Origin of the sequence: Streptomyces sp. NBC_00076 (assembly GCF_045041235.1) — a bacterium.
In the GTDB taxonomy this organism is placed as follows: Bacteria; Actinomycetota; Actinomycetes; order Streptomycetales; family Streptomycetaceae; genus Streptomyces.
Genome location: NZ_CP108242.1, coordinates 546,847 through 572,457, shown reverse-complemented (window position 1 = coordinate 572,457; position 25,611 = coordinate 546,847). Strand labels below are relative to the sequence as shown.

Here is a 25,611-nt window from a genome sequence, read left to right as displayed (position 1 = left end):
CAGCTCTGGTCTTCTCTCGTGGTTCTTGTTCCATGGGCCTGAACCTAGAAGCGGGGACAGCCAGAAACCCGAGCCGAACGGCAACAGCGGCCTATGCCGATCGTCAGGGTTGACGGCTCCATGAACCTCACCCACGGCACCGGACGGCCGTCCTGGTCGCGGCTGTGCAGTCCGGTGAGACGCGGTGCGAGCTGCTGACGGCGCACCCCGTCCTCCTCCACCCCGGAGACCCTCGCCGACCATGTCGAGCAGTTCCTTCGGCACTCGCAGGTACGGGAGCTACGGGGCGCAACGCAGGCGGAACCCGGCTCGCTCGCCGACCGACAAGTGCGGCGGCCGCCAGGAGACCATCGCAGGACAGCACTCAGTAGCCCTCGTGCTGCCCTCAACGAAATCCTTTGCGCGTGCCGCCGTCCGGATGATGGGGTGGCACGGTGATCAACCACGATGAGGCGGGGGTCGTCCGACCGTTGACCCTGGCTTGGGTGAGCCGGTATCTGGAGTCCGGCGAACGGATCGTCAATATCGAGGAGCTGCACGGCGGCATCACCGCCGAAATGCGACGGCTGACCGTCGGCACGCGAGACGGGGACACCCGCGACATGGTGCTGCGGACCTTCGTCGACCCGTACTTCGTTGAGCACGCCGAGGACCTGCTGAACCGCGAGGCCGACGTCCTCACCCTGCTCACGGGGACCGGCGTGCCGGCTCCCGGACCGGTCGCGGTTGATCCGGCCGCCGCGCATTGCGAGTATCCGTCGCTCCTGATGACACATCTGGCGGGCCGGACGGTCCTCGATGACGAGGGATTGGAGGCGCGCCTCCCTCTGCTGGCCCGTCAACTCGTGGCGATCCACGCTTTGCGACCCGCCGAGCGGCCCCGGGAGTATGAGGCGTGGACGACCGCCGACGCCGTCGTCCCTCCTAACGGCGCCGACGCGGCGGCATGGGCCGCGGCGACCGCCGTGATCCGCCGACCTGCGCCGCCGTACGAGGGGCGGTTCCTGCACCGGGACTTCCACCCCGGCAACGTGCTGTTCGACGTGCTGCCCCCAAGCCCGGCAGGTCTCCGGATAACGGGGGTCGTCGACTGGGTACAGACCTCCTGGGGCCCGGCGGACCTCGATGTGGCGCACTGCTCCACCAATCTCGCCCTGCTGCACGGTCCTGCGTGGGGTCTGCGGTTCGCCGAGGCGTATGAGGAGGCCGGCGGGGTGCTGGCCGCGGCTGCGAGCGAGCGGCTGTACTGGCGTCTGCTGGACGGGCTGGCGTTCGCGGGGGATGCGCAGTGGGTGGCGCGGCCGTGGCGGGAGGCGGGGAGGGCGGAGCTGACGACGCGGGCCGTGGAGGAGCGGCTGGATGCCTATGTCACGGCCCTGATGGACGCGCTGGGCTGAGTCAACGCGGTACGGGGCGCGGGTACGGCGGCGAGCACCGGGCCGGCCAGGCAGGGGAGCCGGTCCCACACCGGTACCGGGTATCCCGAGTGCGGACTGGGTCGGCATCCTTCAGTCCCGCATGTGCGGGTCGCTGCGGGTCGCTCTTGGGACTGGCCGCCTTTCCTGTCGGCCATGGCAGACGCGCCGCTCTGGAGGGCTGCAAGGACCATCAGCAGGACAGTGGCGCGCTGGAAGGTTGGGAATCGCATATTGGCTTCAACGAGGCGCTTGATGCTCGGCCACAGACGCGTGGGAAGTGTTTTCTGAGGAGTAGTAGACGGGTGCGCGGTCAACGGCGGGCGCTGCGCGATTCTTTCGGTTGATGACGTGGGCTCACGGGCATGCCGCGTGGACTCACCGCACGCCGTCCCACATGATCGTGGCCGTTCCCTGTACACACAGCGCCGACTTCTTCGCCCGGTTCGCTCCGGTGGCCGACGACGACCGGCTACCGGCGGCGGCGTTGTGGGTGTACTGGGGCTTCGCGTTCGACGACGCACGCTGTGACAGCGGACCGCTGAGCGGCCGTCCCGCACAGTTCAAAGCCCTGGCTGTCCGGGGTCGCCCGGCAGATCGGCAACCGGGCAGCGGGCCGTATGCCTTCACTGGACGAGTTCTTGGCGATGCGGCTTCAGTCATCGGGCGGCCATCCGACGTTCGCCCTCCTGGAACTGGCCACCGGAGCGGAGGTGCCCGACGCGGAGCCGCACCGACCGGCGGTGCTGGCGCTGACCGAGATGGCGATCATGGTGGCCGCCCTCGACAACGACCGGCACTCTCTGCACAAGGAACTGAGCCGGGGCCAGGCCGACCAGAACGTCTACACGGTGCTGACGGCCGGGCGTTCCCTCTCCATGCAGGAAGCCGTCGTCGAGGCCACAAGCTGCGCGACCGCATCCTGCGGCGCTTCGTGGAACTGCACGACCGCGTGCGCCCGAGGGCCGGTGCGGACCTGGCGACCTATCTGCAAGGACTGCGTCACGGCGCACGCGGCAACAACGAGTGAGGCCTCAGAGTTCCGCGCTGTCTCAGCCTCGGGCACTGGCCGGACGAGCCGGAAGACATGCCGCTGGCCTGGGCGGAGGAGCCGTCTGACCTGCGGCCCGGCCCGGTGGAGAGCGCGCCCTCGATCGCCTGGTGGTGGGATGCGGACCTCGGCTGAGCCTCACCGGCGCGCAGCCAGATCCACCGTCCACCAGGGACCGCCGGGGCCGTCCGCCCTGCCGATGCCCGCGTCGGTGTAGCGGCAGGTGAGGATGATGTGCCGGTGAGGCGGGCTCTTCATCCACATCTTCACGGTGGCGCTCGCGGTGTCCGTATCGGCCGCGACGACCTCACCCGAGCGACGGGGCCGGTAGCCGGCGGCTCGCATCCGCTCCTGCGGGCTGCTGCCGTCGGTTCCGGTGTGGCCGAGGTGCCTGGTGCGGGCCATGTCGGCGCTGTGCGCCTGGGCGGCCCGCGTGAGTGGCACCCGCAGCTGCACCCGGTGGCATCCTGCTTTGGTTCGGCGCCGGTTGAGTTCGGCGGCCACGCCGGCCGCCGGAGCGGCCTTCCGGTCGGCTGAGGCCGGCCACGGCCCGGAATGCTGCACCGGCCAGAGAGGGGGCCGGTAGGCCGGCGGCGCGGGCACCGGTGGCTCCGCGCAGTCCGCCGACGCACAGGTCAGCAGTGCCACGAGGACGGCACATGCGGCCAAGAGGGTTGTCCGGAAAGGAGTGTTCACGCTTTTCGCACTTTCTCTTTTCTGTCCCTTCGAGGGAGCGCGGTATTTCCCGATCCGGAATGCACCGGGAGGTCAGTAGGGTGAAAATATCCGCTCCGTATGGCTTTTCCCGTTATCCAAGAGGCTTTTCATGTCATTGCAAGTTCGCCGTTTCGTCGCGGTCTCGCTCACCACGCTCGCCGTGATGGCGGGGACTGCCGCCACCGCCGCGTCCGCGTCGGCATGGACCGTCCAGGCCGTGACCCGGCCCGCCCCGGACGGCTTCCTCCCGCGGTACCGAGGGAGGAAGCCGTCGTCCGCGTTTCGTAGGGGTCAACGCTTGAGTGTGGCGGCGCCGGCAACGAGCACCACGATCACGCAGACCAGGGTCAGTACGGCGTCGCGGACGCCCAGAGCGGTGACGCCGGAGTGGGTGGCGGCCTCTCCGGCGGTCTGGACGGTGTACGTCATCGGCATGACCTTGGCCGCGCCCGACAGGGCTCCCTGCATCTGGTCCCGGGGCACGAACAGTCCGCGCACCAGGAACTGTGGCAGGACCGGCGTCGGCAGGAACCGCACCGCCTGAAACTCGTTGCGGGCGAAGGCGCTCACCAGCAGCCCCAGGGCGAGGCCAGCAATGCGCCGACCATGGCGATCACCATCAGCAGGTAGGCGGGCCACTTGATGTCCAGGCCGAGTGGCCCGAGGACAGGAGGCAGGAGGCAGGAGGGTGGAAAGTACCGCCTGCGGGAGGGCGAGGGACGCGAACGCGATGCTGAAGCCGAGCACGATGTCGAGCCGGCGGACCCGCATGGACAGCAGCCGTTCGGCCGTGCCGGTGGTGCGTTCGCGCAGGGTGGACATGGACGCCACCAGTTACATCACGATGACCGGGAAGATGCCGAAGACCTGGGGGCCGACGTGTTGGAACGTCGCATCTGAGCTGTGGAACATCAGGGTGAGCAGCACCATCAGCATGCAGGGGATGCCCAGAAGCAGCGCGGCGCTGCCCCGGTCGCGGGAGATCTGGTGCAGCACACGCATGACGGTCGCACCGGTGACCGTGGGGGAGAACGGCAGCCGGTCGGCCATTGGGACGCGGCTCACGGGCGGGCGTCCCAGGCGAAGAGGGAGGCTCTGGGGGGGGGGCGGCCTGTTGCCGAGCGTGTGCCTCTGCCGCCGTCGCCGTCTCCACCAGGTACATGAACGCCGCCGCCACATCGCGGCAGGGTTCAGGACTGACCCGCGCGATCAGGAGGTGGCTCGGGGTAGTACGCCGGTCCGGGCGAGGCCGCCGAGCCAGGTGGCGGACGGTTTGGGGGTGCGTTCGAAAGTGTCGGGGGCGACGGAGATGAGGCCGAAGGTGGGTTTGTAGGAGCCCCATTCGTAGTTGTCGAGTGCGCTCCAGTGGAGGTAGCCGTGTACGTGGAGGCCGTCCTCCAGGGCCGCGGAGACTTCCTGGAGTGCTCCGGTGGTGTAGTTGATGCGGCGGCTGTCGTCGCCGGTGGCGATGCCGTTCTCGGTGACGATCAGGGGGACGTCGCCGACGATCGCGGCGGTGTGGCGGAGGGCGTATCCGAGGGCTTGGGGGTAGTACTCCCAGCCGGTGAGGGTGCGTTCGGCGTCGTCGGGCGCGGGAATGGGGCCGTCGGTGGTGATCCTGGTACGGGTGTAGGACTGGACGCCGATCCAGTCGTCGTCGCGGGCGGCTTCGATGAAGACGTCCTCGCGGGGGTGGCTGTAGGCGGCGGTGGCTGCTTCGGCGCCGGGCTGGGCCTGGTAGACCTGGTTGGCGATGGACCAGCCGACCTGGATGTCGGCGGAGATCGCCTTGACGGCGGCTGTGGCGCGGCGGTGGGCCTGGATCAGGGCGTCGGTGGTGGCCTTGTCGGGCAGTACGAGTCCCGCCGTGGGAGGTGCTTCAGCGCCCAGTTCGCGGATCGCGCCGAAGACCGCGATCATGTTGGGTTCGTTGATGGTGCACACGTGCCGTACGCCGGTGGCGATGATCGGCGCGGTCGCCCGCACGTACCGCTCGAACAGTTCGGCGGCGCCGTCCGCGGTCCAGCCCCCGCGTTCGGCGAACCAGCGCGGGACGGTGAAGTGGTGCAGGGTGACCATCGGACGCAGGCCGCGTTCGATGGCGCCGTCGACCATGCGCCGGTAGTGGGCGATCTCGGCCCGGGAGAAATGGCCGGGTGCCGGTTCGATGCGGGCCCATTCGATGCTGAAGCGGTAGTCGGTGAAGCCGAGTTGGGCGAGCAGGTCCATGTCCTCGCGCCACCGGTGGTAGCTGTCGGCCGCGTCGCCGCTGGGCTCGGCGATGGAGCCGCCGCTGTGTTCCATGTGCCACCAGTCGCTGTTGACGTTGTTGCCCTCGATCTGGTGGGCGGCGGTGGAGGCGCCCCACAGGAAGCCGTCGGGGAAGCGGAGACCGTCGGCGGTGACGTTCATGGCTGGACCTTTCAGGGGCGTGCGGTGTGTCGGTCAGCGGGCTTTTGCTCTCCCGTCAGGGAGTTGAAGGGCCGGGCCAGAGGGCCGAGGCGTCGTCGCGGTGGGGGTCGGGCAGCCGGATCGGGCGGACGGGAATGGTGCGTTCGCGTCCTTCGGCGACGGCCGTCCACGGTACGGGATGACCGGAGTAGCACAAGGTGGTGAGGGCGAACACGCCGTCGGCGTAGACCTCGACGTACTCGCCGATGGTGAGGATGCGCAGCGAGACGGCAGGGTCCGTCAGGACGGTTTCGCCGAGCAAGATGCCTCCGGGGCCGGTGACCCACAGGTTCTTGCCGTCGCAGCCCACCGCGAGGGCGGGGGCGTCGCTGTCCGTGGTGTCGGTGCGCAGGGTGATCTCGACGGGTCCGGATATGCCGATGTCGCCGACCGCGTGCAGGGCGGGGCGGTCCGTCTCCTCGCCGAGCCAGGCGTCCAGACCGGGCCACCACTCCAGGCGGGGCGCCGCATCCTCGGATGTGACCAGGAGTTTCGGCTGGGCGAGCATGCCGCGGCAGCGGTCGCCGGTGTCGGTGAGGCCGACCCGGCGGGGGGTGGTGTGCAGCACGACGCGGGACCCGTCGGGCGCGGCAATGACACGCGGGGCGTAGGAACCGGTCGGACCGAGGGGGCCCCGGCGGGTCCAGGGCCCGCGCAGGCTCGGGGCGGTCCAAGCCTCGAAGCCACGGGTGGCGCCGATGGAGCCGAGCAGTAGCCAGCTTCCGTCGTCGAGGCGTTCCAGGACCGGGCACTCCAACTCGTCGACGTCGCCGGGGGAGAGGAGTGGCGGGTGGACGGTCCAGTGCTCCAGGTCGTCGGAGGTGGCCAGCGCGACACAGCCGCTGACCTCCACCGGGAGGGAGGCGTCGCTGGCGCAGACGGCCATGACCCAGCCGTCCGACGCGTCGTCGCGTACGACGAACGGGTCGCGCCAGCCCATGCGTTCACCGGTGCGGTACCACCGCGGGTCCGCCTCGACGACCGGCACGGTCCCGTGACGTCGCCAGCCGGTGCCGTCGGTGCGGTCCGAGTACGCCAGCCCGACCGACTGGAGCGGCCAGCCGGCCGGCGTCAGTCCGATCACCCCCGTGTAGAACATCGCCATTCCGTCACCGTGCCGGATGGGGTGCATGGTCCACACCGCCTGCTGGTCGAACCGGCCGGGCAGCCCGTTGCCGAAGGCCGTGCCCTGCGGTTCCCAGCGGACCAGGTCGGCGGAGGTGGCCCGGCCGTAGGACGTCTCCATCCGCAGATGGTCGAACTCCGCTGTCCAGGGCCCCTGCAGATGCAGCACCGCGTAGGTGCCGTCCTCGTCTTGCAGGAGCGCGAAGTCGTTCACGCACAGGCCGGGCGGGGCGTATCGCATGCACAGTTCCTGTCGCTCCGCAGCGCCCAAACGTATGCGCTGATGCCTGATAACAAAAAGGTCTCCTGAGGACCGGCCTAAGTAAATATGAACGCAAACGCTTGCGCAACAAGGTGGGCGGGTTTACGGTCACGTCACCCACAGATCACGCCGACGTGAACCCAACGGGAGGAATGCGCCGTGACGGCCAGCATCACCGATGTCGCCCGCGCCGCCGGAGTCTCGCCGTCCACCGTCTCCCGCGCGCTGCGCGGCCGGCCGGGGGTGTCGCAGGAGGTGCGGGCGCAGATCGCGGCCATCGCCGCCCAACTCGGCTACACCGCCTCGCGTTCCGCCTCCAGCCTGGCCAGCGGCCGCACCTTCACCATCGGGGTCGTGGTCCCGTATGTGGGCCGCTGGTTCTTCGGCACCGTACTGGACGCCGCCGAGCGGGAGTTCAGTGCCGCCGGGTACGACGTCCTGCTGTACAACCTGGGCTCGCCGGAGACACGCAAGCGTTTCTTCACCAGGCTGCCGGTCCGCAAGAGAGTGGACGCGGTGCTGTCGCTGCTCATCCCCGACGAGGAGGAGTCGGCCGCACTGCGCTCCCTGGGGGTGCCGCTGGCCACCACGGTCGGCGGCGCCCGGCCCGGCTTCACGGTCGTCGGCATCGACGACCGGGCCGGCACCGAGAGCGCGGTACGGCATCTGGTGAACCTCGGCCACCGCCGCATCGGCATGATCAGCGGGTCCAGCGGACCCCAGCACTGGACCACCCCCATCGAGCGCCGCAACGCCTACCTGGACGTCCTGGCCGACGCCGGGATAGAGCACGACGCGGCCCTCGAGGCGGACGGTGACTACACCGTCGAGGGCGGCGAGCGGGCGATGACCGAACTGCTGGCCGCCTCCCGCCCGCCGACCGCCGTGTTCGCGCAGTCCGACGAGATGGCGATGGGCGCCCTGCGCGCCCTGCGCCGCCACCGCCTGAGGGTGCCGGACGACGTGTCCGTGATCGGCTTCGACGACCACGAACTGGCCGACGTGGTCGGCCTGACCACGGTCGCCCAGCCGGTCGCCGAGCAGGGCGCCGAAGCCGCCCGGCTGCTGCTGCGTCAGCTGGACGAGCCCGACGCCGAACCACCCGCCGAGCAGGTGCAGATGCCCATCCGCCTCGTCCTGCGCGAGACCACCGCCCCGCCGCGCCCGCGCGGACCGCAGTAACACCCGGACCCAGCCCCCCCCCACGCCCGGACAGCACGTCAGCACGTTGAACCCTCGCCACAGCACGGAGGCACAGCCATGAGCTCACCCAGCAGAAAGTACCGCCGCACCGCCCGTACGGGCCTGGCCCTGGTCCCCCTGGTGGCGCTGGCCGCCTGCGGCTCGGGCGGCGGTAGTGATGCCTCCGCCGAGGCCGGCAGCGGCAAGGGCACCATCAGTGTCTGGGCCCATCAAGGTCAGAAGAACGAGACCAGTGCGCTGCAGAACGCGGTGAAGTCCTTCAACTCCTCGCAGAACAAGGTCAAGGTCGACCTGAAGCTGATACCCGACACCGACTACACCAAGACCATCACGGCCACCGACGCCTCCGAGTTGCCGGACGTGATGGAGTTCGACGGTCCGACCATGGCGAACTTCGTCTACAACAAGAAGCTCGCGCCGATCGACACGTACGTCTCCGCCAAGACCCTGGGCAACGCCACCGACGCGAGCAAGGCGCAGGGCGAGATCGACGGCAAGCACTACGGCCTGGGCATGTACGACTCCGGGCTCGGGATCTACGGCAACAAGAAGCTGCTCGACGCGGCCGGGGTGAAATACCCGACCAGCCTGTCCGACGACTGGACGGCAGCTCAGTTCACCGCCGCGCTCAAGGCATTGAAGGCCAAGGACTCCGACGGCAAACCCCTCGACCTCCAGGAGACCGCCGGCTACGCCAACGAGTGGGGCACCTACGGCTTCGCCCCGATCGTCTGGTCCGCGGGAGGCTCCCTCCTCAAGGACGGCAAGGCGGAAGGCGCCCTCGACACCCCGGCCGTGGTCTCGGCACTGAAGACCTTCCAGTCCTGGAAGACCTACGTCGACCCCAACACCGACGGCAACGCCTTCGCCAAGGGGCGCGTCGCCCTGAGCTGGGTCGGCCACTGGATGTACCCCGCCTACAGCAAGGCTCTCGGCGACGACCTCGTCGTCCTGCCGCTGCCCGACTTCGGCAACGGCCCCAAGACCGGCCAGGGCTCCTGGGCCTGGGGCATCGGCGCCGACACCAAGAACGCCAAGGCAGCCGGCACGTTCCTGGACACCCTCCTGGACGACACCAACGTCACCGCCATGACCACCGCCAACGGGGCGGTGCCCGCCACCAAGACCGCGCTCGCCAAGAGCAGCCTCTACAAGCAGGGCGGCCCGCTCCAACTCTTCGCCGACCAGCTCGCCAAGCCCTGCGGCGACAGCGACATCACCAAGTCCTGCGTCGCCGTCACCCGCCCGGTGACCGCCGGATACCCCACCATCACCGCGAAGTTCGGCGAGGCCCTGAACTCCATCTACGGCGGCGCCGACCCCAAGAGCGCCCTGGAAAAGGCCACCCGCGCCATCGACCAGGACTACTCCGACAACGCCGGCTACAAGATCCCGTAGGACCGTCGGCGGGGCGGGCGCGGTTGCCGTGCCCGCCCCGCCGGGAACAGGACCCTCCCGTGACATCCGTGGAACCCGCGCCCGCCGCGCCCGCCGGCCCGGAGCCGGCCCCATCCAAGACCTCCGTGAATCCCGCGCCATCGACGCGACCGGTGCGGCCGGGCCGCAACAACCGTGACTGGCTGCACGGTCTGCTCATGTCCGCCCCGGCCGTCGTCGGACTCATCGCCTTCGTCGGTGTGCCGTTCGGGTACGCCGTGGTGCTCTCCTTCTACAACGTCCGCCTCGGCTCCCCACTGGCACCGTCCTTCTTCGGCCTGGAGCAGTACCGGCGGCTGTTCACCGACCCCGACCTGTCCGGCCCGTTCCTGCGGGCCCTGCTGAACAACCTGACCTTCGCCGTAGTCGTCGTCCCCGTGCAGACGGCCCTGGCACTCGGGCTGGCCATCCTGCTCAACCGCAAGCTCAAGGCCATCGGCCTGTTCCGGTCCCTGTTCTTCATGCCGGTCGTCTTCCCGATGGCGCTGGTCGCCGTGATCTGGCGCCTCATCCTCGCCCGCAGCGACCAGGGCATGCTCAACTCCGCACTCCACGCCGTGAGTTTCGGCAACTGGGGCGCCTTCGACTGGCTCGGCGACTCCGCCACCGCCATGGCCTCGATCATCGTGCTGTCCATCTGGCAGGGCGTCGGCTTCCAGATGGTCATCCTCCTCGCCGGCCTTCAGCAGATCCCGGGCGAACTCTACGAGGCGGCCGAGCTGGACCGGGCCTCACGCTGGCAGCAGTTCCGCCACGTCACCCTGCCCGGCATCCGCGGCACCCTCGTCTTCGTCGTGATGCTCACCTCGGTGCTCTCCTTCCGGGTCTTCGACCAGGTCTACGTCCTGGTCCGCGGCGGCGGCCTGGACGAGGACGCCACCCGCACCGTGATGTACCAGGCCGTCACCACCGCCTTCGACCAGAACAACATCGGCCAGGCGTCCGCGATCACCGTCGTCTTCTTCCTGATCGTCGTCGTCCTGACGCTCATCCAGCGCCGCGTCGTCCGGCCCGAAAACGAGGACTGACCCATGGGCACCACCCCTACGCCCCTGCGCCGCTTCCTGGACTACGCCGTACTCAGCGTGCTGGCCTTCATCTTCGTGCTGCCCGTGCTCTACCTGTTCCTGGGCAGCCTCAAGCCGTCCGACGAGGTCCTGGACGGCCTCTCCGGTTTCCTCCCGACCAACCTCTCCTTCGACAACTACTCCGCCGTCCTCAGCAGCCTCAACTCCGACAGCACCGGCTACTTCTGGCGCTTCATGGGCGTCTCGCTGCTGCTGGCGTTCGTCGTCGTCACGGGCGGCCTGTTCGTCAACTCGATGGCGGCGTACGGCCTTTCCCGGCTGAAGTGGCGTGGCCGGGAAGCCGTCTTCACGCTCATCCTGCTGATGATGCTGGTCCCGTTCGAGTCGGTGGCCGTGCCGCTCTTCTACATGTTCAACGACCAGCGCAACACCCTCTACATCCTGGCGCTCCCGTTCATCGCCAACGCCTTCTCGGTCTACCAGTTCCACACCTTCTTCCGCTCGATCCCGCCGAGCATCGAGGAAGCCGCCCGCATCGACGGCGCGGGCCCCTGGCGCACCTTTTTCGCGATCGTCGTGCCGATGTCGAAGCCGGCCTTCGCCTCCGTGGCGATCCTGACCTTCCTCATCCAGTGGGGCTCGTTCCTGTGGCCGGTGCTGATGGTCTCCGACCCGTCGGTCCGCCCGCTGCCGCTGGAGATGAGCGTCTTCCAGGGCCAGCAACCCCCCGACTGGGGCCAGATCCTGGCCTTCGGTGTCCTCCTGGTCCTGCCCGTCCTGGTGGTCTTCGCCTTCTTCCAGCGCTGGTTCGTCCAGGGCGTCGCCAGCTCCGCAGTCAAGGGCTGAACGCACCGGGGCGCCCCGCCCGGCCAGTTCGTCGAGGTGTCCAGGGCGAGGCGCCGCTTCTCCGGGCGCGCGGTCTCCTGCGTATCCCGGTCTTGTGCCGGCGTCCTCCGTCGCGAGACCCGGTCACGCGACCAGGCGCAGCCAGGCCTCCGCGAGTGCGGCGTGACCGGCCGGCGTCGGGTGGACGCCGTCCGCGGCCCAGTGCTCCGGCCCGGTCTTTGCGGCGAGGTCGGCGAACATGCCGTCGGCCCACGTAGCTGACACAGCGCCTGAACCAGGTGGGGGGGCAGACCTGGCGAACGCCGCCGAGTCACCAGGCAGGCTTGTTGCGCCGTCCCGGGAGGGCTGCTTCGTCCGGCGTCGGTGGGTGTCTCAGAACATCGCCCGGATGATTCCCACGGTGCGCGCCAGGTGCGGCTCGGAGCGTTCGGCGCGGTGGGCGACGGCCAGCTCCACGCGCGCGCCGGCCCCGGCCAGCGGTAGGTAGGCGACGCCGTCCAGCGCCAGCGCGGTCACGGGCTCGGGCACGACTGCCACGCCGAGGCCGCCGGCCACGAGCGTGACAAGCGTCGAGGTCTCGCCGACCTCGTGGCGGATGTGCGGCTCGACACCGGCGCCGCGCAGGAGGCCCAGCACGACGTCGTACATCACCGACCGGCGGTCGGCGGAGTGCACGATCAGGTCGGCACCGGCCAGGTCCGCTGCCCGCAGCCGTTTCCGGCGGGCGAGGGGGTGGCCGACCGGTACGGCGACGACGAGCCGGTCCCGGCGCAGGGTGTGCACGGTGAGGGAGAGATCGGCCGCCACAGGGCGCAGCAGCGCGATGTCGATCGCTCCGGTGCGCAGCGCCTCCACCTGGTCGGGCGCGAGCATCTCGCCGCGGAAGGAGAAGTCGACGCCGGGAAGCTCCTCCGTGAGCCGCCGCGAGAGCGCGGGCAGGAGGCTGTACGTCGCCGATCCCACGCACCCGATCGCGAGGTGGCCCACCGAGCCGGCGGCGACGAGCCGTGCGTGATGGGCGGCCTCGTCGACGTCGGCGAGGATCGCGCGCGCCCGCTCGAGGTAGGCCCGGCCGGCGTCGGTGAGGTCGACGCGGCGTGTGGTGCGGTGGAGCAGTTCGACGCCGAGTTCGGCCTCGAGTTGGCGGATCTGCGTGGAGAGCGGCGGCTGGGCCATGTGGAGCCGTTCGGCGGCGCGACCGAAGTGGCGCTCCTCGGCCACCGCCACGAAGTACCGCAGGTGACGCAGATCCATATGTCGTCCGTATCAATTGGCTCGGATATGCGTACTTCAGAATATCGCGGCCCGGGGTTAGCGTCACTTCCATGAGTGCATTCATCTACGCCGCGACGCGGACGCCGTTCGGCCGTTTCAACGGCGCGCTGGCCGGCGTCCGCCCCGACGACCTCGCCGCTGCCGCGATCACCTCGACGCTCGCCAGGGTGCCGGGCCTCGACCCCGCCGCGATCGACGACGTGGTGTGGGGCAACGCCAACGGTGCCGGCGAGGAGAACCGCAACGTCGGACGCATGGCGGCGCTGCTCGCCAGGCTTCCGGTGAGCGTGCCCGGTACCACGGTCAACCGGCTCTGTGGCTCCAGCCTCGATGCCGCGATGACGGCCAGCCGGACCATCGAGTCCGGCGATGCCGAGGTGGTGCTTACCGGCGGCGTGGAGTCGATGACCCGTGCGCCCTGGGTGCTGCCCAAGTCGGCGAAACCGTTCCCGGCCGGCGACGTCACCGCGGTCTCCACCACGCTCGGCTGGCGGCTGGTCAACCCGCGCATGCCGAAGGAGTGGACGGTCAGCCTCGGAGAGGCCAACGAGCAGCTCCAGGAGCGCTTCGGGATCTCCCGCGAGCAGCAGGACGAGTTCGCCGCCCGCTCCCATCAACTCGCCCACGAGGCATGGGAGTCGGGCTTCTACGACGGGCTGGTGGTACCGGTCGAGGGCGTCGACCTGACCCGTGACGAGAGCATCCGAGCCGGATCCACGCCCAAGGTGCTGGCCGGACTCAAGCCGGTCTTCCGTACCCCGGACCAGGGCGGCACTATCACCGCGGGCAACGCAAGCCCGCTCAACGACGGCGCCTCCGCGGTGCTGCTGGGCAGCGAGAGTGCCGGGGAAACGATCGGGACCGACCCGATCGCCCGCATCGCAGGACGCGGCGTGATGGCGCTGGAGCCGCAGGCCTTCGGCTACGCCCCGGTCGAGGCCGCGAACCGTGCGCTGGCCCGGGCCGGGATCGGCTGGGACCAGGTGGGCGCGGTCGAGCTCAACGAGGCGTTCGCCGTGCAGTCGCTCGCCTGCCTCGACGCGTGGAAGGTCGACCCCGCCATCGTCAACCAGAAGGGCGGCGCCATCGCGATCGGGCACCCGCTGGGCGCCTCGGGCGGACGCATCCTCGCCACGCTGGCCAAGGTGCTGCGCGAGACGGGGCAGCGCTACGGTGTCGCCGCGATCTGCATCGGGGTCGGTCAGGGACTGGCCGTCGTACTCGAGAACTGCGACGCCACGGGGGCGGCCCAGTGAGCCGGGCGGAGATCGTCGAGAGCGCGGATGCGGCGGTCGCCGGTATCGAGGACGGCTCCACCGTTCTCGTCGGCGGCTTCGGCCTGGCGGGAATGCCGTTCGATCTGATCGACGCGCTCATCCGGCAGGGCGCGAAGGACCTCACGATCGTGTCCAACAACGCCGGCAACGGCGACGTCGGACTGGCCGCGCTGCTGGCCGCCGGCCGGGTGCGCAAGGTGCTCTGCTCCTTTCCGCGCCAGGCCGACTCCTGGGTCTTCGACGGCCTCTACCGCGAGGGGAAGATCGAGCTCGAGGTGGTGCCGCAGGGCAACCTCGCCGAGCGGATGCGCGCGGCCGGTGCCGGCATCGGCGCCTTCTACTGCCCGACCGCGGTCGGCACCCCGCTGGCCGAGGGCAAGGAGGAGCGTGAGATCGACGGCCGGAAGTACCTGCTCGAGTACCCCATCAGGGGCGACTACGCGTTGATCGGCGCGCACGTCGCGGATGCGATGGGCAACCTCGTCTACCGAAAGACGGCCCGTAACTTCGGACCGGTCATGGCCACGGCCGCGACGACGACCATCGTCCAGGTCGGCGAGGTCGTCGAGCCCGGGAAGCTGGACCCCGAGGCCATCGTCACTCCGTCCATCTACGTCGACCGGGTCGTCCAGGTGAAGGCCCGTCAGTACACCGTTCAGGGGGCACGATGACCACCACGTCGACCACCACGCCGAGCGGCCAGGCGGACGCCGGGGTGCCGAGGAGCACCGACCACCGGCTCTCGATGGACGAGCTGGCGGCCGTCATCGCACGCGACATCCCGGCCGACGCCTTCGTCAACCTCGGTATCGGCCAGCCCACCAAGATCGCCGACCACCTGCCGGCCGACTCCGGGGTGGTGCTGCACACCGAGAACGGCATGCTCAACATGGGCCCCAAGGCCGAGGGTGACGCGGTAGACCCCGACCTGACCAACGCCGGCAAGGTCCCGGTGACCGAGCTGCCGGGGGCGGCGTACTTCCACCACGCCGACTCCTTCGCGATGATGCGCGGCGGGCACCTCGATGTCTGCGTCCTCGGGGCCTACCAGGTCGCCTTCGACGGCGACCTCGCCAACTGGCTGACGGGCAAACCTGATGACATCCCCGCTGTCGGCGGCGCCATGGACCTGGCCATCGGCGCCAAGGACGTCTACGTGATGATGACGCTCTTCACCCGCTCCGGTGAGCCCAAGCTCGTACCGCAGTGCACCTACCCGCTCACCGGCATCGGCTGCGTCAGCCGCGTCTACACGGACTGCGGCGTCTTCGACGTCGGCCCCGACGGCGTACGGATCCGCGAGACGTACGGCATCAGCGCCGACGAACTGGCGGAGCGACTCGGTATCACGCTGTCCAGGAGCGTGTGACACGTCCTGCCCGCCCACGTCGCCTTCCTGCGGTGTTCACCACCTGATTCCGGCCGCCACCGGCAGGTGGTCACTGCCCGTGGCCGGCAGCGACCACGAGCTCTCCGGCCTCACGCCGCGGACCAGGATCTGGTCGATCCGCGCCACCGGGAACTTCGCCGGCCAGGTGAAGCCGAAGCCGTTCCCGGCCGCGTCCTGGACCGAGTCCAGCTGCGAGGTGATGTCGGAGAGCGCCCGATCGTCCGTGGTGCCGTTCAGGTCGCCGAGCAGCACCACCCGCTCGTTCTGCTCGGCGGCGATGGCCTCACCGAGCGCCTGCGCGTTCCTGTCCCGCGAGTCCGTCCAGAAGCCCGCCCTGGGATTCACGCGTACGGACCCCAGGTGGGCCACATAGACCGCCAGCGGCCCGTGCCGCGTGGCCACCGTGGTGCGCAGCGCACGGTTGTAGGCCATCTTGGTGTCGACCGGCTTGGTGTCCGCCAGCGGCCCGTAGTCCATCTTGGTGTCGACCGGCCGGGTGTCCGTCAGCGGCAGCTTGCTCCACAGTCCGACCGTGCCCTGGACGGTGTGGTACGGGTACGCCTTCACCAGCTCCTTCTCGTACGTGCCCCTGGCCTGCTGGGTCAGTTCCTCAAGTGCCAGTACGTTCGCACCGGAGGCGGCCAGGTCGCGGGCGGTGCCGACCGGGTCGGGGTTGTCGGCGCCGACGTTGTGGCTGGCCACGGTGAGGTCGCTGCCCGAGTGGGACTTGTCGCCGAGCAGCCCGCCGAAGAGGTTCATCCACACCACGGCCGGCAGCAGCAGTGCGGTCACCGCGGAGGCGGAGCGGCGCCACAGAGCCCCGGCCAGCAGCAGCGGGATGAACAGTCCGAACCACGGAAGGAAGGTCTCCACCAGGCTGCCGAGACCCCCGATCCGGTTCGGGATCTCCGCGTGCAGCAGCATGAGCAGCCCGAGCAGCAGCGCCAGCGCCGCGAGCACCAGGCCGCGCTTCCAGGGCCCCGGCCGGGAGCCGGCGCGGATCGCCCGGCGGATGCGCGTACGCCAGGTGCCTTCGCCGGTATCTCGGCTGATGCCCGCGGGCCGGGCACCGGAGCCGGAGTCCCGGCGGCCGGTGCCGCCCTGTCCGGTCTCTGCTGTGACCACCTGCGCCGTTGTCTGTCCTCGCTCATTGCCGGTCACAGCTGAATCCTCGGATCCTGGGTGGGGTCGGCATACATGCGCGGACAAGCACGATCGATGGCATGGGTGCGCAGTTCGTCCAAGGGTGGGGTTCGAGTCATTCCGCCAGTCAAGGCAGCGCGTTGTTGCCGGCACGTATCCGGTTTTCGATACGCCGACGATATGCGTCGGCCCGTAGCCTCGGAGCATGCGTGTGCTCATCGTCGAGGACGAGCCCTATCTGGCAGAAGCCATCCGCGATGGCCTCCGCCTGGAAGCGATCGCGGCCGACATCGCGGGTGACGGTGACACCGCTCTGGAAGTCCTGAGTGTCAACGCCTACGACATTGCCGTCCTCGACCGCGACATCCCCGGACCGTCCGGCGACGAGATCGCCTCGCACATCGTCGCCTCCGGCAGCGGCATGCCGATCCTCATGCTCACCGCCGCCGACCGCCTCGACGACAAGGCCTCCGGGTTCGAGCTCGGCGCCGACGACTACCTCACGAAGCCGTTCGAACTCCGTGAACTCGTGCTGAGGCTCAGGGCACTTGACCGCAGGCGTGCCCACAACAGGCCTCCCGTGCGGGAGATCGCAGGTCTGCGGCTGGACCCGTTCCGCAGAGAGGTGTACCGGGAGAGCCGCTATGTCGCGCTGACCAGGAAGCAGTTCGCAGTACTCGAAGCCCTCGTCGCCGCCGAAGGCGGTGTCGTCAGCGCCGAGGAACTCCTGGAACGCGCATGGGATGAGAACGCCGACCCGTTCACCAACGCCGTACGCATCACGGTCTCGGCACTGCGCAAACGGCTCGGCGAACCCTGGATCATCGTCACCGTGCCCGGCGTCGGCTACCGCATCGGCACGCAACCGGAGGCCGGACACGAGGGAGGAGAGCGTGGATAGGGCACCTGGGTTGAGCGTTCGCCTCAAACTCACCCTCAGCTACGCCGGGTTCCTCATGCTGGCCGGCGCCCTGCTGCTTGCGGCGGTGTGGGCGTTCCTCCTCCGCTATGTCCCCGACCGTGCGATGCTCATCAATCCCGATGACAAGCCCACGAATGGTGTCTTTCCGGTCCGGTCCGCCCTCCTGGACGTTTTCGCTCCGAGGGCAGCCGCCGTACTGGCATTCCTGCTGGTGTTCGGCCTCGTGGGCGGGTGGCTCCTCGCCGGCCGGATGCTCGCCCCGCTGACCCGGATCACCAACGCCACCCGCATGGCCACGAACGGATCACTCTCCCACCGGATCCGGCTACCGGGCCGCAAAGACGAGTTCCACGAACTCGCCGACGCCTTCGACGCGATGCTCGCACGGCTCGAGGCACACGTCGCCGAGCAGCAGAGATTCGCAGCCAACGCCTCTCACGAGTTGCGCACCCCGCTGGCGATCTCGAAGGCGCTTCTCGACGTGGCCCGCAGCGATCCGAACCACGACGCCGGCGAAGTCATCGCTCGCCTCCACGCCGTCAACACCAGAGCCATCAACCTCACGGAAGCACTGCTCCTGCTCAGCCACGCCAACCAGAGGTCCTTCACCCGAGAACCCGTCGACCTCTCCCTGCTCGTAGAAGAGGCCATCGAGACATTCCTCCCCCTCGCGGAAAAGCGTGGCGTCACCCTCGAGGCCTCCGGCGACATCACCCCCACGATCGGATCGCAAGCGCTCCTGCTGCAGCTGACCACGAACCTCGTGCACAACGCGATCGTCCACAACCTGCCTGAACAGGGCGCCGTGTGGGTCAATACCAGCGCCTGCTCCAAGGCTGTGACGCTCACGGTCGAGAACACCGGCGAGAAACTCACCCCAGAGCTGGCCTCGACACTCACTGAGCCATTCCAACGCGGCACCGAGCGGATACAGGCCGACCACGCAGGTGTCGGCCTCGGTCTGGCAATCGTCAAGACCATCACCCACGCACACGACGGAACACTCACCCTCACCCCGCGCTCCGCCGGCGGGATCCGCATCACGGTGGAACTGCCCGCGACAGCTCCGCACGCCGACGGGGCGAAGCAGCAGAACCGGTCACGCGACCACGACAGCGTCACGTGGAACGAGTAGACCTTCGCAAGCCTGCGGGATGCGTATTCGGCGCGGTGTTGAGGTCGGGCGACCGGCGGCGAGATGCGGGGCATCAATACCCGCGCCGCCGGTGGACGTCGCGGCGGATTTGGTCAGCCAGTACAGCATGACGTCCGTGAGCATGAGGTCACGGTCGATCCCGCCCTCCGGTGGTGGGTGCCGTCGGTCCACTCCTCGAACTTCTCGGCGACCCAAGCGAGTTGCCCGGCGGGAGAGTCAATCGGGCGCGACCCCGAGGGGCTGCGGCCGGGCCGCCTGGAGGGCGAGGCGGCCTCGATCAGCCGGTTCTGCTCGAGCTTGGCCCTGTCATCGGGCTGATGTTGCGCGGGTCGCTCAGCCGGGCCTCTGCTCACCGGCGTCCAGCGGCTGTTCGGGAGAGATCCGCAGTCGGCCGGTCAACCCCGCCGTTGCCCAAGTCGGCCTGTAGTGCGTAGGCACCAGGACACGTGAGTGGCTGGTCCGGCTGCACCAGGGCAGGACGGCTGCTGGGGACGATGTCCGGCGGGGCGCCGGAGGGAAGTGTGGGAGGCGCGTGAATCTCACGCATTCCCCTTACCTACCGGTGTCTGGAGTGATCAGAAGGTGGCTACATTTCTCTACCGGATCGGACGGTGGACCTTCCGGCGGCGTCGGCTCGTCGGTGGTCTGTGGCTGGGTGCCTTGGTGCTGGCCATCGCCGCCGCCGCCATGGCGCCGGCCGGGGAGGAAGAGGACCTCTCCATGCCCGGTACCGAGTCGCAGAAGGCGTTCGACCTGTTGGACGAGCGCTTCCCGCAGAGCAACTCCCAGGGTGCCGAGGCCCGCTTGGTGTTCCAGGCCCCGGACGGACAGCGGGTGACGGCCAAGGAGAACAAGGCGGCCGTCGAGGACGCGCTCGGCTCGCTGCACGGGAGCGATCAGGTCGGGTCGACCACCGACCCCTATGAGACCGACGCCGTCAGCGAGGACGGCACCATCGCCTACTCCACGATCACCTACACCGCGGACGCCGTCGACCTGACCGAGCCGACGAAGAGCGCCCTCGAGGACGCAGCGAGCCAGGCCCGGGACACGGGACTGACCGTGGAGATCGGCGGCTCGGCCCTGGACGCGGAAGAGGAATTGGGCGGTACGACGGAGATCATCGGCGTGGCGGTGGCGGCGGTGGTACTGATCCTCGCCCTCGGGTCGCTGGTCGCGGCCGGATTGTCGCTGCTGACCGCCATCGTGGGCGTGGCCATCGCCTTCGGCCTCGTCTCCGCGCTGGCCGTTCCGCTGGGACTCACGTCCACCGTCGCCATCCTGGCGCTGATGCTGGGCCTTGCGGTCGGCATCGACTACGCACTCTTCATCACCTCCCGCTTCCGCGACGAACTCGCCCAAGGCAGTGAGCCGGAGGAGGCCGCCGGCCGGGCGGTGGGCACGGCCGGATCCGCCGTCGTCTTCGCCGGCGCGACCGTCTTCATCGCCCTGGTCGGGCTGGGGGTCGTCGGAATCCCCGAACTCACCAAGATGGGCATGGGCGGCGCGGGCGCCGTGGCCCTTGCCGTACTCGTCGCACTGACCCTGGTGCCCGCGCTGTTCGGCTTCTTCGGCCGACGGATACTGTCCCGCGCCGTCCGCAAGGCCACTCGGCCGGGAAGCGAACGCTCCCACCGGGTGCCCACCGCGGCCGGCCGGCCGGGGCTCGGCATCCGCTGGGCGCGGTTCGTGCTGCGCCGGCCGGTGGCCGTGCTGTTGGTCGCCGGACTCGGTCTCGGGGCCGCTGCACTACCTGCGCTGAGCCTCGAACTCGGGCTGCCCGGAGACGAGTCCAAGTCGGTTCAGACCACCCAGCGCCGTGCCTACGACCTGCTGTCAGAAGGCTTCGGCCCCGGCTTCAACGGCCCGTTGACCGTGGTCGTGGACACGTCGGTGTCTGCGGACGGGGACACCCGGACCACCACGGACCTGGTCGTCAAGACCGTACGGGGAGTGGAAGGGGTCGCGTCCGTCGGTGATCCGGTTCTCAGCCGGACCAAGGACACGGCCGTCCTCACCGCCGTCCCGCAGACCGCGCCGAACAGTGGCGAGACCAAGGATCTGGTGCACGCGATCCGGGGAGCGGTCTCCGGTGTCGAGGCCGACACGGGCGCCGTCGTCCTGGTGACCGGCACCACCGCGATGAACATCGACATCTCCGAAGCCATGTCCGACGCCCTCGTCCCCTATCTGACCGTGGTCATCGGACTGGCGGTGCTCCTGCTGATGGTGGTCTTCCGCTCGGTCCTGGTCCCGGTCAAGGCCGCGCTCGGGTTCCTGCTGTCGGTGGGTTCCGCCTTCGGCGTCCTCGTCGCCGTCTTTCAATGGGGATGGGCGGCGGACCTGCTCGGCATCGAGCAGACCGGACCGGTCATGTCGCTGATGCCGATTCTCATCATCGGCATAGTGTTCGGCCTCGCCATGGATTACGAGGTCTTCCTCCTCACCCGGATGCGGGAGGCCTACGTCCATGGCGCGTCCCCCGGCGAGGCCATCGTCAGCGGGTTCCGGCACAGCGGACGTGTGGTGGCCGCGGCGGCGATCATCATGATCAGCGTGTTCGCCGGATTCATCGGGATGAGCAGTCCGACCATCCAGACGATGGGCGTCGGCCTCGCCGCCGCCGTCGCCTTCGACGCCTTCGTGGTCCGGATGGCGATCGCACCCGCGGTCCTCGCACTGCTCGGCCACCGGGCCTGGTGGCTGCCTCGTATCCTGAACCGCGTGCTGCCGAATGTGGATATCGAGGGTGAGGCATTGAGCAGGCATGTCCCGGCCTCCGTGGCCGAGCCGGACCCAGCGGTGCAGCGGCTCCCCGTCGGCCGGGACTGACCCGCCCATGACGAAACCGGATGGCGGTGGCCCGCGACCACGCGGCACGTGGTGGCGGGAGGCAGCGATCACGGCGACGGCGTTCGCGCTCTGTCTGCTCGGCGGCGTGGTGAAGGACGACGGCAGCACACTGTCACCGCCGTCCGCCGTCGCCTATGTCATCGCCGTGGTGTCCTGTGCCGTGCTGCCGTTGCGGCACCGGGCGCCCCTGGCCGCCATGGCGGTCACGACCGCGAGCGGCGTGCTGGCGCCGTTCCTGGGACTGCTGTTGAGCCCGCTCATCGCGGCTCCCGCCGTGATCACCTCCTACTCCTATTCGCTCACCGCGCGCACCGAACGGCGCGCGGTGAGCGCGGTGGCGCTCATCTCCGTGGCGCTGCTGGTTGCCTCGACCCCCTTGTTCGGGGCCCTGTCCTGGAAGGACGCGAGCCGGGTGGGAGCGGTGGCGGCGTTCCCCTTGGTGGCCGGCGTACTCGGTCACTCGGTGCGGAACCGACGGGCCTACTTGGCGGCAGTGGAGGAGCGGGCCCTGCGGGCCGAGCAGAGCCGGGACAGCGAGGCGCGCCGGAGAGTGGCCGAGGAACGGGTGCGTATCGCCCGCGAACTGCACGACCTCGTGGCCCATCAGATCACCCTGGCCAACGCGCAGGCCACGGTCGCCGCCCACCTCTTCGACAGCCGCCCGGAGCAGACCCGCAAGAGCCTCAAAGAGCTCGTCGAGACCACCAGCGACGCGCTCGACGAACTGCGGGCCACCGTCGGTCTGTTGCGACAGTCCGGGGACGCGGCCGCGCCCGCCGAACCGGCGCCCGGGCTGTCCCGGCTTCCCACGCTCCTCGAGTCCTTCCGCCGCGCGGGTCTGGAGGTGTCGGTGCACCAGGAGGGCCCGGCCAGGCCGCTGCCGCCGGGAGTGGACCTCACCGCCTACCGCATCGTCCAGGAAGCTCTGACCAACGTGACCAAACACGCCGGCACCGGTAACGCTCAGGTGCGCCTCGCCTGGAACCGCGATCGCGTGACCATCACCGTCGCCGATGACGGAGGGGGCGCCCGTACGGTGCCGACCCCGTCCACGGAACCGAATGCGTCGGTGCCGGACCGTCCGCCCGGGTACGGTCTGATCGGCATGCGGGAACGTGCCACCGCGGTCGGCGGACAACTCTCCGCGGGCAGGAGCCCGGAGGGCGGCTTCCTCGTCTCCACCGAGCTGCCCCTCCCGCCCGCCAAGGACACGACGCGGGGAACTGACGGAGCAACAACCATCGAGGGTCGAATGGCCGACGGAGCGCCAGGCGAAGGACGAAAGGACGACGGAGAGGCCAGGGACACACCGTGACGCTCAGGGTGCTGCTCGCCGACGATCAGGCCCTGCTGCGCGGTGCCTTCCGGCTGCTTCTCGACAGCGCTGACGACATCACCGTGGTCGGTGAGGCCGGCGACGGCAGGGAGGCGGTGAGACTCACCCGGGAGCTGCGGCCGGACGTCGTGGTCATGGACATCCGGATGCCCGAGGTGGACGGTCTCACCGCCACGTCGGAGATCTGCGCGGACCCGGAACTGCGTGGTAGTCGCATCCTGATCCTCACCACGTACGAGACCGACGAGTACGTCGCTCAGGCGCTGCGCGCGGGGGCCGGCGGCTTCATCGGCAAGGGCATCGGGGCCGAGGACCTGCTGGACGCCGTGCGTACGATCGCCGACGGCGACACTCTTCTGTCCCCTGCCGCGACCCGCTCCTTAGTCGCCCGTTTCCTGGCCACACCGGAAGACGCCCCGTCGCACCACGCCGATCAGCTCGCCGTCCTCACTCCGCGCGAACGCGAGATGGTGGCTCTGGTCGCGACCGGACTGTCCAACCAGGAGATCGCCGAGCGGCTGTTCCTCAGCCCCTTCACCGTCCGCGCCCACGTGCAGCGCGCCATGACGAAGCTGGAGGCCCGCGACCGGGCGCAACTCGTCGTCATCGCCTACCGGACGGGCCTGGCCCACGCCGCCCCCGACGGCGGCACCGACCGCCTCTCGTAGTCCGATACCGGGGCCTTTCGCCGGCTCCGCGCGGCCGGCCGAGCACACGCCCGGCGTCTCCGCGTGGCTCGCCGAGCACACGCCGGCTGGACTTCCCGCTGCACCAACGGCCGCACACCATCGCCCCGGTCATCCGCCGGCCGCTCTGCGCCAGCTGCCAAGGCGCGAGCGAAGGCGTCGACGGCCGCCAGGGCGACATCGACCCCAGGAGCAGGCGATCGACGTCGCCACGTGGACCAGACCCGGGAGTGACCGGGTCACTGGGCGTCCGCGATCCAGCTGCCGTGGAACCCCAGTGGCACGCGGCCGGGCAGGTGAATACGGGCCAGCGGGTGACCGCCGAAGTCCTGGGCCGCGAGGATGAACAGGTCGGTCGCGCCGCGGTCGGGGTCGTTCACGTACGACAGGACGTAGCCGTCGTCCTCGTCCCGCGCGCCGCGCCGCGGAACGAACACCGGCTCGCTGACCGCCGCGCCCTCGGGGAAGCGATGGAGCCGCCTGCTGCCCCGCAGCATGTCGTGCTTCACCAGGTAGTTGGCGAACTTCTCGTCCGGCGGCACCCCGTCGACGGTTTCGTAGGCGCGCCACATCTCGGCCGTGCTCGCGGTGTAGGCGTAGCGGTGTCGGCGCGAGACCAGAGATTCGTTGATGCGGGGGAACTCCTGCGGACGGTCGTCCAGCCGGCTGCTGCGGACCCGGCCCGCGCGCAGGTCGATCACCCAACGGTCGAGCGTCGGGGCGCCGGTCGCGGAGGGTCCGCCCATGCCGCGCCCGGCGGCGTAGAACGGGGCGGGGAACGCGGTGTACTCCACGACGACTGTGTCGCCCTGGTCGTAGGCGTTGAGGGTGTGCGAGTAGTAGACCGGGTCGATCTCGAACCAGCGCGTTGTGCCGCCGGAGCGCGGCAACAGCCCGATGCGCATGGGGTGTTTGTCGTTCCACACGTACGGCACCACCGCGCCCGCCTCCGCGGCGGCACCGTCGAAGGTGATCGGTACGTCCGCGATCACCACGTACTTCTCGGTGAGCGCGAAGTCGTGCATCATCGGCGCATCCGCGACGGGGATCCGAGTGGCCCGCACCACCCGGCCTGTCCGGTCGACCATGATGTGCCGCACATGGTCCCACGTGGGGTAGTACGCGATCGCGTGCAGCTCGTCGGCCGCGGCGTCGTACTTGGTGTGCGCGGTGAAGGCGCCCTTGAGGGTGGAGCGGAAGTCGTGCGGGCGGACGGTGTTGAGCTCGTCGTCCAGCTCGTACGGCAGCGGCCCGCCTTCCTGCATCGCCAGGATGCGGCCCTTGTACGGGATCACGTGCGTGTTGCAAGCGAAGTCGTTCGGCGGTGCCTGGCCCGGGTAGGTCTCTCCCAGCTTCGCCGTCACCTGCGAGGACCGCACCCAGCGGTTGCGGTACCACTCCGCGCGTCCGCCGCGCAGGCGGACGCCGTGCACCATTCCGTCACCGAGCATCCAGTGGTGGGCGCGGACATCCTCAAGGCCCAGTGCGTTCGGGCCGGTGCGCAGGTAACGGCCGTCCAGGTCATGCGGGATGCGGCCGGTCACTTTGAGGTCGAAGGCGGTCAACTCCTCGGTGACCGGTGCGAAGGCCCCTGACAGGAACGGGGTCGCCCCGCTTGTGGCGTTCCTCCCGGCCGAAGGGCTCGCTTGTGCCGCAGCCGTGAGGAAGCCGGGCCCGAGTCCGCCCCCGACCACGCTGCCCGCCGCCGCGACCGTGGCGCCCTTGAGGATGGTCCGCCGTGTATGACTGGCCATCATGCATCCCCGTTCCGTTGTGAATGTCCGGCTCGTGCGGCCGGGCTCCTGGTGACGAGGGCAACCCTCCTCCGCGGTCGCCCGCAAAGCAGTTGGCCCAGCCCCCCAATCGCGGGGTGGTGCTGGCACCACCCCGCTTTTGAGGGCGCCGATGTCGTCGGCGAGCGTGACCACGTCGACGGCCGGGACTGGTGGGGAATCGGGCAGCCAGTCGCTCGTCACGCATCCTTGGCCGGGTCATCGAGGACCGCGTCCGCGACGGCATCCACGCTTTCAAGCGTTGA

At 69.7% G+C, this 25,611-nt stretch carries 22 protein-coding genes and 1 pseudogene; 14 read left to right on the top strand and 9 right to left on the bottom strand.

What is annotated here, in order from left to right:
- Positions 1–434: 434 nt before the first annotated feature.
- Positions 435–1,397: a phosphotransferase family protein gene (locus OHA64_RS02875; protein WP_405607298.1), complete on the top strand. Its 963-nt coding sequence runs from the start codon at positions 435–437 to the stop codon at positions 1,395–1,397.
- 593 nt (positions 1,398–1,990) lie between these two features.
- Positions 1,991–2,308 (top strand): annotated as a pseudogene (locus OHA64_RS02870) (terpene synthase family protein); the annotation flags it as partial.
- Positions 2,309–2,604: 296 nt separating this feature from the next.
- Here the strand turns inward: OHA64_RS02870 and OHA64_RS02865 are convergent.
- From OHA64_RS02865 to OHA64_RS02845, 5 genes are all read right to left on the bottom strand, one after another.
- Complete coding sequence (locus tag OHA64_RS02865; protein WP_405623827.1) at positions 2,605–2,970, bottom strand: CAP domain-containing protein; 366 nt, start codon at positions 2,968–2,970, stop codon at positions 2,605–2,607.
- A 504-nt stretch (positions 2,971–3,474) separates the two neighbouring features.
- Positions 3,475–4,005, bottom strand: coding sequence for an ABC transporter permease (locus OHA64_RS02860; protein ID WP_405607295.1), 531 nt, complete (start codon positions 4,003–4,005; stop codon positions 3,475–3,477).
- Positions 4,006–4,017: 12 nt separating this feature from the next.
- On the bottom strand, positions 4,018–4,248 hold the full coding sequence (locus OHA64_RS02855; RefSeq protein WP_405607292.1) for a hypothetical protein: 231 nt from the start codon (positions 4,246–4,248) through the stop codon (positions 4,018–4,020).
- Between the two features lie 144 nt (positions 4,249–4,392).
- Positions 4,393–5,595: a glycoside hydrolase family 1 protein gene (locus OHA64_RS02850; RefSeq protein WP_405607289.1), complete on the bottom strand. Its 1,203-nt coding sequence runs from the start codon at positions 5,593–5,595 to the stop codon at positions 4,393–4,395.
- A 55-nt stretch (positions 5,596–5,650) separates the two neighbouring features.
- On the bottom strand, positions 5,651–7,000 hold the full coding sequence (locus tag OHA64_RS02845; RefSeq protein WP_405607286.1) for a mucin-1: 1,350 nt from the start codon (positions 6,998–7,000) through the stop codon (positions 5,651–5,653).
- Positions 7,001–7,180: 180 nt separating this feature from the next.
- Between OHA64_RS02845 and OHA64_RS02840 the strand changes: the two genes are divergently transcribed.
- From OHA64_RS02840 to OHA64_RS02825, 4 genes are all read left to right on the top strand, one after another.
- A complete protein-coding gene (locus OHA64_RS02840) occupies positions 7,181–8,203 on the top strand; it encodes a LacI family DNA-binding transcriptional regulator (protein WP_405607283.1) in 1,023 nt (340 codons plus the stop codon).
- Positions 8,204–8,281: 78 nt separating this feature from the next.
- Positions 8,282–9,622 carry an ABC transporter substrate-binding protein gene (locus tag OHA64_RS02835; protein ID WP_405607280.1) on the top strand — a complete coding sequence of 447 codons (1,341 nt, stop codon included), beginning with the start codon at positions 8,282–8,284 and terminating at the stop codon, positions 9,620–9,622.
- Positions 9,623–9,681: 59 nt separating this feature from the next.
- A complete protein-coding gene (locus tag OHA64_RS02830) occupies positions 9,682–10,689 on the top strand; it encodes a carbohydrate ABC transporter permease (protein WP_405607277.1) in 1,008 nt (335 codons plus the stop codon).
- A gap of 3 nt (positions 10,690–10,692) precedes the next feature.
- Positions 10,693–11,535 carry a carbohydrate ABC transporter permease gene (locus OHA64_RS02825; RefSeq protein ID WP_405607274.1) on the top strand — a complete coding sequence of 281 codons (843 nt, stop codon included), beginning with the start codon at positions 10,693–10,695 and terminating at the stop codon, positions 11,533–11,535.
- Positions 11,536–11,658: 123 nt separating this feature from the next.
- Here the strand turns inward: OHA64_RS02825 and OHA64_RS02820 are convergent, their stop codons facing one another.
- Both OHA64_RS02820 and OHA64_RS02815 read right to left on the bottom strand, forming a co-directional pair.
- Positions 11,659–11,799 (bottom strand): hypothetical protein, encoded by a 141-nt coding sequence (locus OHA64_RS02820; RefSeq protein ID WP_405607271.1) that lies wholly within the window; start codon positions 11,797–11,799, stop codon positions 11,659–11,661.
- A 108-nt stretch (positions 11,800–11,907) separates the two neighbouring features.
- Complete coding sequence (locus OHA64_RS02815) at positions 11,908–12,789, bottom strand: LysR substrate-binding domain-containing protein (RefSeq protein WP_405607269.1); 882 nt, start codon at positions 12,787–12,789, stop codon at positions 11,908–11,910.
- Between the two features lie 71 nt (positions 12,790–12,860).
- On the opposite strand from OHA64_RS02815, the gene OHA64_RS02810 reads away from it, so the two are divergent.
- The 3 genes from OHA64_RS02810 to OHA64_RS02800 are packed head-to-tail and all read left to right on the top strand — an operon-like array spanning position 12,861 to position 15,456.
- A complete protein-coding gene (locus OHA64_RS02810) occupies positions 12,861–14,066 on the top strand; it encodes a thiolase family protein (RefSeq protein ID WP_405607267.1) in 1,206 nt (401 codons plus the stop codon).
- Positions 14,063–14,758, top strand: coding sequence for a 3-oxoacid CoA-transferase subunit A (locus OHA64_RS02805; protein ID WP_405607265.1), 696 nt, complete (start codon positions 14,063–14,065; stop codon positions 14,756–14,758). Before OHA64_RS02810 ends, OHA64_RS02805 begins: the two co-directional genes overlap by 4 nt.
- The gene (locus OHA64_RS02800) at positions 14,755–15,456 is read left to right on the top strand and encodes a 3-oxoacid CoA-transferase subunit B (protein WP_405607262.1); all 702 of its coding nucleotides are present in this window, start codon (positions 14,755–14,757) and stop codon (positions 15,454–15,456) included. The genes OHA64_RS02805 and OHA64_RS02800 overlap by 4 nt, the downstream gene beginning before the upstream one ends.
- A gap of 36 nt (positions 15,457–15,492) precedes the next feature.
- On the opposite strand, the gene OHA64_RS02795 is transcribed toward OHA64_RS02800, so the two are convergent.
- Positions 15,493–16,638, bottom strand: coding sequence for an endonuclease/exonuclease/phosphatase family protein (locus OHA64_RS02795; protein WP_405607260.1), 1,146 nt, complete (start codon positions 16,636–16,638; stop codon positions 15,493–15,495).
- Positions 16,639–16,825: 187 nt separating this feature from the next.
- On the opposite strand from OHA64_RS02795, the gene OHA64_RS02790 reads away from it, so the two are divergent.
- From OHA64_RS02790 to OHA64_RS02770, 5 genes are all read left to right on the top strand, one after another.
- A complete protein-coding gene (locus OHA64_RS02790; protein ID WP_405607258.1) occupies positions 16,826–17,521 on the top strand; it encodes a response regulator transcription factor in 696 nt (231 codons plus the stop codon).
- Positions 17,514–18,677, top strand: coding sequence for a sensor histidine kinase (locus OHA64_RS02785; RefSeq protein WP_405607256.1), 1,164 nt, complete (start codon positions 17,514–17,516; stop codon positions 18,675–18,677). The genes OHA64_RS02790 and OHA64_RS02785 overlap by 8 nt, the downstream gene beginning before the upstream one ends.
- 603 nt (positions 18,678–19,280) lie before the next feature.
- Positions 19,281–21,530, top strand: a complete 2,250-nt coding sequence (locus OHA64_RS02780) for an MMPL family transporter (protein ID WP_405607253.1) — start codon at positions 19,281–19,283, stop codon at positions 21,528–21,530.
- Positions 21,531–21,537: 7 nt separating this feature from the next.
- Positions 21,538–22,866: a histidine kinase gene (locus OHA64_RS02775; protein ID WP_405607250.1), complete on the top strand. Its 1,329-nt coding sequence runs from the start codon at positions 21,538–21,540 to the stop codon at positions 22,864–22,866.
- Positions 22,863–23,555, top strand: a complete 693-nt coding sequence (locus OHA64_RS02770; RefSeq protein ID WP_405607247.1) for a response regulator — start codon at positions 22,863–22,865, stop codon at positions 23,553–23,555. Before OHA64_RS02775 ends, OHA64_RS02770 begins: the two co-directional genes overlap by 4 nt.
- Positions 23,556–23,812: 257 nt before the next feature.
- Here the strand turns inward: OHA64_RS02770 and OHA64_RS02765 are convergent, their stop codons facing one another.
- Positions 23,813–25,327 carry a carotenoid oxygenase family protein gene (locus OHA64_RS02765; protein ID WP_405623826.1) on the bottom strand — a complete coding sequence of 505 codons (1,515 nt, stop codon included), beginning with the start codon at positions 25,325–25,327 and terminating at the stop codon, positions 23,813–23,815.
- Between the last annotated feature and the right edge of the window lie 284 nt (positions 25,328–25,611).

What these genes read in the sequence shown, in the direction of transcription:
- OHA64_RS02860 (WP_405607295.1), bottom strand. Translation starts at nt 4,005, where the DNA reads ATGTCCACCCTGCGCGAACGCACCACCGGCACGGCCGAACGGCTGCTG.
- OHA64_RS02850 (WP_405607289.1), bottom strand. Translation starts at nt 5,595, where the DNA reads ATGAACGTCACCGCCGACGGTCTCCGCTTCCCCGACGGCTTCCTGTGG.
- OHA64_RS02845 (WP_405607286.1), bottom strand. Translation starts at nt 7,000, where the DNA reads ATGCGATACGCCCCGCCCGGCCTGTGCGTGAACGACTTCGCGCTCCTG.
- OHA64_RS02835 (WP_405607280.1), top strand. Translation starts at nt 8,282, where the DNA reads ATGAGCTCACCCAGCAGAAAGTACCGCCGCACCGCCCGTACGGGCCTG.
- OHA64_RS02825 (WP_405607274.1), top strand. Translation starts at nt 10,693, where the DNA reads ATGGGCACCACCCCTACGCCCCTGCGCCGCTTCCTGGACTACGCCGTA.
- OHA64_RS02815 (WP_405607269.1), bottom strand. Translation starts at nt 12,789, where the DNA reads ATGGATCTGCGTCACCTGCGGTACTTCGTGGCGGTGGCCGAGGAGCGC.
- OHA64_RS02810 (WP_405607267.1), top strand. Translation starts at nt 12,861, where the DNA reads ATGAGTGCATTCATCTACGCCGCGACGCGGACGCCGTTCGGCCGTTTC.
- OHA64_RS02800 (WP_405607262.1), top strand. Translation starts at nt 14,755, where the DNA reads ATGACCACCACGTCGACCACCACGCCGAGCGGCCAGGCGGACGCCGGG.
- OHA64_RS02790 (WP_405607258.1), top strand. Translation starts at nt 16,826, where the DNA reads ATGCGTGTGCTCATCGTCGAGGACGAGCCCTATCTGGCAGAAGCCATC.
- OHA64_RS02775 (WP_405607250.1), top strand. Translation starts at nt 21,538, where the DNA reads ATGACGAAACCGGATGGCGGTGGCCCGCGACCACGCGGCACGTGGTGG.
- OHA64_RS02765 (WP_405623826.1), bottom strand. Translation starts at nt 25,327, where the DNA reads ATGGCCAGTCATACACGGCGGACCATCCTCAAGGGCGCCACGGTCGCG.